Consider the following 3,400-nt stretch of genomic DNA (forward strand, 5'->3'; position numbering starts at 1 on the left):
GTTGAACTCAAGCGCCCAGACCTGGCTGCCACCTTACAGAACGGCCTCAACCGGCGGGCGCTGGCCGACATCAACCGCGCGCTGAACACCGTCGAAACCTTGCCCGTGTTTGGCCAACGCTTCGCCATTGAAACCTGGAACGGCGGCAAAAACCTTGGTCTGGAGTTGTACCGCTCCACCGACACCCAAGAGCTCAAACAAACCCTGGCGCAGCAGTTCGCCATTATGCAAAAAGCCACCGAGGAGCATGGCCCGGCACTGGAATGGTTGCGCTTGCAACAAGACAACTTGGCCGTCGCCGACTACGCCAACGTTACCCGGCTGCTGGCCTTAAACGAGGAAATGCTCAAATACAAAGGGCAAAACCCGGCCAGTTCGCCGGTGCAGTTTGAACAGCTGCTTAGCCGCGACTTTGTGGAAATGGACGCGCAAACCTGCTCGAGCATTTTGCAATCCGCCAACGTGCCCCAGGGCGCCGACGACGTCTCACGGCGCGCCCAGCAATTGTGGGGGCAGGCCCGCCAGCGCTGCACCCAACTGCAGCAGCAACTGGGCGCCCAGGCGTGGGCCAAACTGGCCGACTACTTCAACCAATACCTGGCCAACCGCTTTCCGTTCTCCTACGACCTGGCCTCGGCCGACGCCGACCCGGAACGCGTGCGCTATATGGTGCAACTGATCGACAGCAGCCTGACCCAAGCCGAGAACGGCCTGGCCTACAGCCCCTCCGGCGACAAGCTGGCGGCGCAAGACTTTCTCGACCGTCTCAAGCAAGCGCGGCAGTGGCTCGGCCCGTTGTTTGTGCGCGACAAGGACGGCGTGATCGGCCTGGACATGGACGTGCTGTGGCGCACCGACCGCGAAGACGAGCGCGGCGCCGACCAGATCATCGCCTGGGGTTTGTACGCCGGAAACCAAACCTTGGTGTACCCCGGCGACGAACAAAAACGCCTGCACTGGACGGTCGGTGAGCCGATCAAACTGATCTTGCGCTGGGCCAAAAATGGCTCGCAGCGCCCGGCCAACGACCCGCTGCAACCGAGCCTGGCAGTCAACGACCTCGAAGCCGGCTGGGAATACACCGGGCCCTGGGCGCTGCTGCGTTTGATGCGCTCCCACGTTGCCGTGCAGCGCCAAGCCAACGTCGACTACACCCAGTTTCCGCTGACCTTGCAGCTGCCGGTATACGCCCCGTACAGCAGCGAAAACCAAGCGCAGATGTACCTGCGCCTGTCGCTGCTAACCCAGGGCGGCAAGCTGCCCTTATCGATACAACCACTGCCCGTACGCGCGCCGGCATCCCCCTTTAGTACCAGCGCTGCGCCGCTGCTGAGCGCCCAGGAGCTTCCATGAGCAGTGCCCTAGACCTTGAACGCCTGCTGGCGCCCATTGATGCTGAACCGCCCTGCGGCCCCAGCCTGCGTTACGACGCCGACTTCGACCGCCTGCGCGAATTGCGCCGCGAAGACGACGCCAGCCTGCCCACTGGCGTGTGGAAAAGTGAAATAAAACGCGGCGACTGGGCCGCGCAAGAAAAACTCGCCAGCGAGCTGCTGGCCACCCGCAGCAAAGACCTGATGGTCGCCGCCTGGCTCGGCGAAGCCTGGCTGCATCGCCACGGCATAGCAGGCTTCGCCCAGGCCGTGGCGCTGGTGGTCGGCCTGTGCGAACGCTACCCCGACCACCTGCACCCGCAAGCCGAAGACGGCGACCAGAGCTGGCGCGTAACGCCGCTGGACTGGTTAGCCCGGCAATACGCCGAGATCTTGCACACCCGCACGCCACTGTTCGGCGAGCACGGCGGCGACTTTGCCGGCTTCACCCTCTACCACTGGCAACAACTGCAACATCAGCAAGTGCATGGCGGCGACAACAAACAAGCCAAAGCCCTGGCCGAACAAGCCCGCCTGCAACAACAAAAACTCAACGAACACCTGCGCGAAACCCCAATCGCCCACTGGTTTCACTGCCAGCGCAGCCTGGAAGGCGGCTTTAGCGACCTGCAACGCCTGGACTTCTGGAGCGACCTGCACCTGCAAGACCTTGCCCCCAGCTATCAACCGCTGCGCGAAATCATGGCAGCCCTGGCCGTGCTGATTCAGGAATTCATCACCATGCACCCCCAACAACCAGCACCACTCCCGCCGCTGGTCAGCGAACCAGCGCCAGCCGAAGCAACCGCCGCCAATGCCGCCGAGCAACCGTCAGCGGCCAGCGCTGCCCCCATCGCCGCCACCCTAAGCAGCCGCGAAGACGCCTACCGCCAACTGGTGATCATCGCCGACTACCTGGCCAAAACCGAACCCCACAGCCCGGTGCCGTACTTGATCAAACGCGCCGTGGAATGGGGCAACAAACCGCTCAACGAACTGCTCACCGAACTCATCTCCGCCGACTCCGAAGCGCGGCGGGTGTGGTCGCTACTCGGCGTGCTGAAGTAAGCCCGCGGGCCAAGCGCGGTATTGCTCAAGGCGCGTCACAGAAGGCGGCAATTGTGCTGTTGCTCCAGGTGGAAAATCAGTAGATTTCAAACCCCTGAACACCACCGCGTTCAGCCACCTGATAGAGCAACGGACGAGCCCTTATGAGCGAAGAATGGGATTTCTACCTGTGTAACGTGGACAGCAAACCAGCGTCCATCTACCTGAACCTGCAAGCCGCCAGCGAGGCCGCTGTCGCACAAAATCCCTTCCTGGCCTATGTGCGCATATACATGCGCAACCCGCGTGAAGACGGCCTGTCCAGCCAGGAGGAATTCGACCAACTGATCGTCATCGAAGACGCAATTATCGAACGCCTGGCCGCCACCAAGCTCGCCACCTACGTAGGGCGCATCACCGCCGACGGCTGCCGCGACCTGTACTTCTACGCCCCCAAAGAGCAGGGCATCGACCCCAACGTACGTGCCGCCATGAACGCGTTTGCCAACTACGACTTCGAAGTCGGTACCCGCGCCGAAGCCGACTGGGACACCTACCTAAACTTCCTATACCCCACGCCAGAAGACTACCAAGGCATCCAAAACCGCCGCGTCTGCCAAGCCCTGGAAGAGGCGGGCGATGCCTTCGCCACCGAGCGCCCGATAGAACACTGGGTGTACTTCCCCGACACAGAAACGCAGCAAACCTTTATCAGCAAAGCCATTGAACTGGGCTACACCCTCGACGGCGCCTACGAGCCCACCGACGAAGACACCCGCTACTGCGTGCGCCTGTCCTGCAACGGCATTCCCTCGTTTGCCAACATCAACGGCTTGACCGTGCCGCTGTTTCGCCTGGCACAAGAATGTGGTGGCGACTACGACGGGTGGGAGACGCAGGTGGTGGCATAAGGTCGCGAAACCCAAGCGCACCCTGAGGCATATCCGGTAGCGCTTGGTGCGCACAGCACACCCTACGGA

General features: G+C 62.3%; 2 protein-coding genes and 1 pseudogene. All 3 read left to right on the forward strand.

Annotated features, from left to right (window positions below):
- A pseudogene (locus AAAB16_RS10330) lies at positions 1 to 1,353 on the forward strand (type VI secretion system protein ImpL); the annotation flags it as partial.
- A complete protein-coding gene (gene tssA / locus AAAB16_RS10335) occupies positions 1,350 to 2,441 on the forward strand; it encodes a type VI secretion system protein TssA (RefSeq protein ID WP_340663246.1) in 1,092 nt (363 codons plus the stop codon). The pseudogene AAAB16_RS10330 and the gene tssA, both read left to right, overlap by 4 nt.
- Positions 2,442 to 2,584: 143 nt before the next feature.
- Complete coding sequence (locus AAAB16_RS10340) at positions 2,585 to 3,331, forward strand: DUF695 domain-containing protein (protein ID WP_340663247.1); 747 nt, start codon at positions 2,585 to 2,587, stop codon at positions 3,329 to 3,331.
- Positions 3,332 to 3,400 lie beyond the last annotated feature (69 nt).

The sequence above is a fragment of the Pseudomonas sp. genome, from assembly GCF_037994325.1.
Taxonomy (GTDB): domain Bacteria; phylum Pseudomonadota; class Gammaproteobacteria; order Pseudomonadales; family Pseudomonadaceae; genus Aquipseudomonas.

What these genes read in the sequence shown, in the direction of transcription:
- AAAB16_RS10340 (WP_340663247.1), top strand. Translation starts at nt 2,585, where the DNA reads ATGAGCGAAGAATGGGATTTCTACCTGTGTAACGTGGACAGCAAACCA.
- tssA (WP_340663246.1), top strand. Translation starts at nt 1,350, where the DNA reads ATGAGCAGTGCCCTAGACCTTGAACGCCTGCTGGCGCCCATTGATGCT.